The following is a 5735-nucleotide window of genomic DNA, read 5'->3' on the forward strand; positions in this document are numbered from 1 at the left end:
CAATCTTAGTGATGGAATCGGCAGAGCCAAAGCCGCGCTCGTAGGTTACTTCTAGCCCCTCTTCAGCAAAGTAGCCCTTCAAGATCGCAGTTCCAAGGGGGGTATCCATCGAGGAAGGCAACCAAGAAAGGGTGAACTTCAGGGGCGTCAGGCCCTGGGAAACCAGAAGCGGCCCGCGGCTCTGAGCCTTGGCCTTTAGCCCGCCAACGGCCACCAGAGAGGCAGCCGCAGCAGCAGATTGCAGGAATTGGCGACGCGACGATTTCGAGATGGACATATCCATATGCTCCGCAGCACCTGGCTCAGTAGGGATCCGCAGGGGGAAAGGTGGCAAAACTTGACCTGAGCTGACAACAGCTAGCAACCAACCTAGCAAGGTGGGGCCAAGCTCTTGTATTTTAGGATACCTTAAAGCCCGACCGAGAACTCTGTTCCACCGGTTTCTCAGATTGGTTTTCGCAAGGCAGGTAAGGGCAGTGTCTAGCTGGGGAGGATCTGTTCTTTTGTCAAAGCCGGTTGGTTGTCGATATGATAGTGCTTCTTGACATCCCTGGAACTTCCCTCGAGGTCTGCCAACGCGAACCGCTATGGCCACTCAACCCCTATCCACCTCCCTGATTCGGTTCCTCGCCGCCGCCGTATCCGAGAGTCTTCAACGGGCGGTAGCCGCAGGCCAACTGGGATCCCTAACACCTGAGCAGGCGGCAGGGGTTACTCCCGTGATCCAGATCCCCAGCGATCCCCGCTACGGCGACTACGCCTGTCCTACCCCCTTGGGGATGGCCAAGCTCTGCCGCATGGCGCCGGCCCAAATTGCCCAAACCCTGCAAAAACACCTGGATCTGCCGGACATAGAAACCAAGGTGGCAGGCGGTGGGTACCTCAACTTCCGGCTGGGGGATCCCTTTTTGGCCGAGCGATTGCAAGAGCTGTTGCGGTTGGGGGAAGATTTCGGCAAAACCGCTGCCCCCCATCCCGAGCGCATCCTGCTGGAGTATGTTTCCGCTAACCCAACGGGGCCGCTGCACGTGGGACATGGGCGCTGGGCTGCCGTCGGCTCGACCCTGGCCAACCTGCTGCGCTGGACGGGGCACCAGGTGGAGCGGGAGTTCTACATCAACGATGCTGGCAACCAGATGCGGCTCCTGGGCCAGTCGCTAGAAGTGCGGGTGCGACAACTGCAAGGCGAAGAGGTGGCTCTGCCGGAAGATGCCTACCACGGCAGCTATTTGGTCGATATCGCCCGGCGGCTGTTGGATCAGGTCAAGGCCGGGATCCGCCCTCTGCCCACCACCCCGGAAGAGTACACCGATTTTGCTTACCAGGAAATGCTGGCCTGGCAACAGCAGACCCTGCAACAACTGCGCACCGAGTTCGATCACTGGTTTAGCGAACGCCGCCTGCACACCCCCGATCCCCAGACAGGGCTGAGCGCCATCCAACAGGCTTTGCAGGAGCTGCAGGAGCGCGGCTTCCTCTACAGGGCTAAGGCGCCGCGGGGTGAGGATCCCAAGCCGGGGGCGGAAGAGGCCGTCTATTTCAAAACCCAAGAGTTTGGCGACGACAAGGATCGGGTGGTGCAAAAGGCCGATGGCTCCTTTACCTACCTGGCCGCCGATATTGCCTACCACCGCGACAAAGTGCGGCGGGGCTATCAGCGACTCATCAACATCCTCGGCTCGGATCACCACGGCTATATCGGTCGTTTAAGGGCGGCGGTGGGCGCCTTCAGCCCAGAGGTCAAGCTGGAGATCCTGATTGGACAATTTGTCAAATTGTTCAAAACCGACCCGGAAACCGGCGAGAAGACCGAAGTGCGCATGTCGAAGCGCACCGGCAATTTTGTCTCCTTAAACGATCTTATTGAGGATCCCGAAATTGGCGTGGGGGTCGATGCAGCCCGCTGGTTTTTGCTCAGCAGCAGCATGGACAGCCCCATCAACTTTGATTTGGATTTGGCCGTCAAGCAAACTTTCGACAACCCGGTGGTCTATGTCCACTACAGCCATGCCCGCTGCTGTACCCTGCTGCGGCGGTTACAGGAAGAGGAACAGGTGCAGCTAACCGCCACAGTTGCTTTGACGGAGCAGCAAAAACTGCCCTACAAAGAACCTGAAGAGCGATCCCTGCTGCTGCGCCTCTTGGCCCTGCCCGATGAGCTGATTGCCGCTGCCGAAGAGCGCGCCCCTCACAAGATCATTCGCTATGCCGAGGCGATTGCTGCCGATTTCAACAAGTTTTACGACAACTGCCGCATTTTGCCCCTCTTAAAAGAGGATCCTCTTTTGGCCCAAGCCCGCATCCAATTGGTGCAGGCCACGCGACAGGTTTTATTTAACGTGCTCACCGGCATTCTCGGCCTGAGCGCGCCAGAGTCGATGTAGATGTTAAGTAAAACCGATCCCCATCCCAAGACGAGAGGGAACTTGGGGATCAACTGCCTAAGTTTCGACTCTGTGGGCGCGCAAGAGCACGTTGGTTCCCAATCCCTCTTGGGCCATCCAAAAAGCGCAAATCCACCACGAAACCTCGTCTTGGCGATAAATGCCACGGGTGAGGGGATAGGATTGCAAAAGGTCAGCCATCTGCGATAAAGCTGGCACCTCAGCCGCATAATTGGCCCACACTTCGGGATCCAGATCCTCGTAAACGTAATCGGACGGGAAATATAGGTGGCTTGCTTCTAGGCCGGGCCGGTCGGTCAGGAGTAGTTGAGCGGGGTCAGAAGACTCACATCCCAAGCGATCCCCGATTTGAAACGTGAGTTGAAACAAGCGGTTAATCAGATCGAATTGTTCGGGGTTCATAATTTCAGAATTCCCAACTTGCGGGTGTGGGGTGAGCATCAGAATTGACAGGTGCGACGGCTGCGCTCCAGCTCCGGCTCGATCCAAGAGAGGGCAAAGTGGCTCACACAAGGCAACTGCGGAAAGCGGCGGGCCAGGGATCCCATCTGGATTTCCAAGCTGGGGCGTTTTCGCTGCGCTTGTCCCCATAGGCCGGCAATAGCCGGACACACAAAGGTTTGAGGAGAAGCCACAGCCAAGACTCGCTCCACTTGCTGCACTACACAGGAGCTAGCCTCGCACTTGGCATAGGACATCGGGTGCCACTCCATGCCGGGATCAAAGCGATCCCAAGGCTGGAGACGGGCGTCGAACCCTTCTCCCACCGCCTGGTTGCCCTCGGGGAAAAAGACGGCCCCGGTCGGGATCCCAAGGCTTTGGGCCGGTTGGGCAGCTTGCCGCAGGTAATCGAGGATCCCATAGCGGGCAAACTCAACGCTGAGCTGCCAGAGCTGCTCTTGCCAGCGCTCCTGTCGGAGAGCGGCGCTAGGGGTAGGGGTGGGATCCGGCGGCGCTGCTTTTGGACGGGGAGCCGCCAAATTCTCTAAATCCCTATTCCCTGAATCACCTTCTAAATCGGCATGGGTGGAATGCCAATTCTCGCCTGCTTTGCTTTGGGCCATCCCGTCCCCTAGTTCTGGAGAAAGCGGCCGCTCCCTGCTTGCGCTGGGCTTGGGATCCCCTGGCTGGCGCCAGCGGGGCTCTTCGGCATAGGTGGCATCCAGATGAAGAACATCCGCCACAGTAATATAGCCCTGGCTGAGGTAACGCTCCAGCAAGGCTCGGCCCGCCGGGTTTTCTGCCAAATCCAGGTAGGCTTGCCGGGCCGCCTCCCCATGGATCCACAGATCCCGAACAGTGGCTGCCACACTGGATCCCCCAGAGCCGCGCGGATAGCGAATGTAGTCGAAGAGGATCCCATCCGGCTGCCGCTGCAGGATGCGGCGGATTAGCTCGGCAAAATCCCGTCGCGCCATGGGATGGAAGGGATCCACAAACACCTCATCCGGGCTGCCCAAATCTTCCGCAAGGGCTGTCGCCGGATCCAAGACGGTGGTGAGGCCACGGCCGTTGCGGGCCAGAACTTTCTGGCGATCTGGGAGAAGCCCGTAGCTGTAGCCGAAATTGAGGGAAAACACCCAGGCATAGGCCGATAGCCCCCGCCGTCGCGCCGCCTTGAAAGCCAAATCCAACAAATCAGCATTGGGCTGCAGGCTGGGCCAGATCCCGCCCGCTCCATCGGGCAGAACGGAGCGGCCATCGTGAAGCGTCTCGATAAAAACGCGGTTGTAGCCCAGGTTCACCACTTGGTCAAACACCTGATCCAGTACGCCCGGCTTGGCATCACAGGGATGCAAGCGCACCCAAATGGCTTGGATTTGCGGCCAACGGCGGCTGCGGCAGGCCATCAAGGCAGCGCGATGTTCGGCTAAGACTTGGGTGTATTCGGCCCAAGCGGCCTCTGACTGGGTGGCCCGCTGGCGCAGTTGAGCCTTGCGCGCCACTTCCTCAGGGGGTTGCCGGCAGAAGGCATCGAGCTGAGGAGCAGACAGGGATCCTGTCTGGTTCTCGCTGCCCTGAAGCGCGGAACCGGAGTCCGGGAAAAGAGAATGGCCAAACCTAGGGAATTGGGCCTGGGCGGCAATTCCGGATCCCAGCCACATCAGTGTGCCAAGCACACCTACAAGCCATTTCCGCTGCCGCCTCGGCAACCTTAACACCCTTAACCCCATCGAGAATTGCTTTAGCTCTATCTCCCCCTAGAGATCGGCAGGCCCGAGGCAATTGTTCCCGCCCCCAGCCAATTGCGCTCAACTTTGAGAGGAGAGCTGGGGCTTGGGATCCCTTGCCCTATCTGCCTCAATCTGGGCCAACTGCTGCCGGGCCGCCTGCCGCATTACCTCCACCGGCACAGGCTTGCCCCCCAGCCAGAGGGAGAGGGCCTTGGCCCCCTGGTGGATCAGCATCTCCAGCCCACTGATGGGGGTATGGCCTAACTCTGCGGCCATCCGCAGCAGGGGAGTGGGATCCGGTACATAGATGAGATCGTAGACAACGGCGCCGGCGGGCAGAAGGTGCAGCTGCTCCCGGCTAAGGGGAGACAGCTCGGCAGGGGATCCCGGCTTGTACATGCCCACGGGGGTGGTGTTGACCACAAGGGAAGTCTCGGGCAAGTGGCGATCCAGCTCGGCCCAGCTCAGCGTTTCCACCTGGGGCCAGGTCTGTTGCAAAGCCCGTAACTTCTCAGGGGATCGCCCGGCCACCCGTACTGGCCCCAACTCCAACTCCAAACAGCCCTGGATGGCCGCCCGCGCCGCCCCGCCACAGCCCAGGATCAGGGTCGGGATCCCTTTTTCCAAGCCCCGCAAAGGCTGAACAAAGCCGTCGATATCGGTGTTGGTGCCGCCCCAGCCTCCCTCCGGCAAGGCGTAGACCGTGTTTACTGCTCCCACCTTTGCCGCCCGCGCTTCCACCTGGCTGAGCAAAGGCAGAATCGCCTGCTTGTGGGGAATGGTGACGTTAAACCCCCGCACCCCGATGGCCGCCAGCCCGGCCACCGCCACTGCCAGGCGCTCTGCCGCCACCGGAAAGGGCACGTAGCAGTAGTCTTCTCCCATGGCCGCCAAGGCAGCGTTGTGCATCGCCGGGGATAGGCTGTGGGCCACCGGATCCCCGATCAGGCCCAGCAATTGCGTACTTCCCGAAATCCGCCTGTCCACCCCAGCTCCTAAGGGATCCCTGCCCTGTAGCTCCAATTAGTTAGACTCCGACTCCACCCGATCTAAAGTTTGCCGGTAGCGCTGCCGCCAACTGGCCAGGGATTCTTCCGAAATGTGGTCGAATGAACTACCCCACCGCGCAGGCGGGTGGGGGTTCCTCACCCGCTTG

Annotated in this window: 5 protein-coding genes; 1 reads left to right on the top strand and 4 read right to left on the bottom strand. The window is 60.0% G+C overall.

Annotated features, from left to right (window positions below; translation table 11 throughout):
* Positions 1 to 277 (bottom strand): twin-arginine translocation signal domain-containing protein (locus NW835_RS13485; RefSeq protein ID WP_414415546.1); only part of this gene is annotated, 277 nt, incomplete at its 3' end.
* A gap of 310 nt (positions 278 to 587) precedes the next feature.
* Between NW835_RS13485 and argS the strand changes: the two genes are divergently transcribed.
* Positions 588 to 2384, top strand: coding sequence for an arginine--tRNA ligase (argS, locus tag NW835_RS13490; RefSeq protein WP_414415547.1), 1797 nt, complete (start codon positions 588 to 590; stop codon positions 2382 to 2384).
* Between the two features lie 57 nt (positions 2385 to 2441).
* Here argS and NW835_RS13495 read toward each other — a convergent pair whose 3' ends face one another.
* The 3 genes from NW835_RS13495 to NW835_RS13505 form a co-directional block, all read right to left on the bottom strand.
* Positions 2442 to 2807: a hypothetical protein gene (locus NW835_RS13495; protein WP_414337410.1), complete on the bottom strand. Its 366-nt coding sequence runs from the start codon at positions 2805 to 2807 to the stop codon at positions 2442 to 2444.
* A gap of 38 nt (positions 2808 to 2845) precedes the next feature.
* Positions 2846 to 4525: a hypothetical protein gene (locus tag NW835_RS13500; protein ID WP_414415548.1), complete on the bottom strand. Its 1680-nt coding sequence runs from the start codon at positions 4523 to 4525 to the stop codon at positions 2846 to 2848.
* A gap of 132 nt (positions 4526 to 4657) precedes the next feature.
* Positions 4658 to 5566, bottom strand: coding sequence for a shikimate dehydrogenase (locus NW835_RS13505; RefSeq protein ID WP_414415549.1), 909 nt, complete (start codon positions 5564 to 5566; stop codon positions 4658 to 4660).
* Positions 5567 to 5735: the final 169 nt, after the last annotated feature.

Origin of the sequence: Synechococcus sp. OH2, assembly GCF_047462155.1 — a bacterium.
GTDB lineage: Bacteria > Cyanobacteriota > Cyanobacteriia > Thermostichales > Thermostichaceae > Thermostichus.

Excerpts from the sequence above, each read along its gene's own strand:
- argS (WP_414415547.1), top strand. The coding sequence starts at position 588 with ATGGCCACTCAACCCCTATCCACCTCCCTGATTCGGTTCCTCGCCGCC.
- NW835_RS13495 (WP_414337410.1), bottom strand. The coding sequence starts at position 2,807 with ATGAACCCCGAACAATTCGATCTGATTAACCGCTTGTTTCAACTCACG.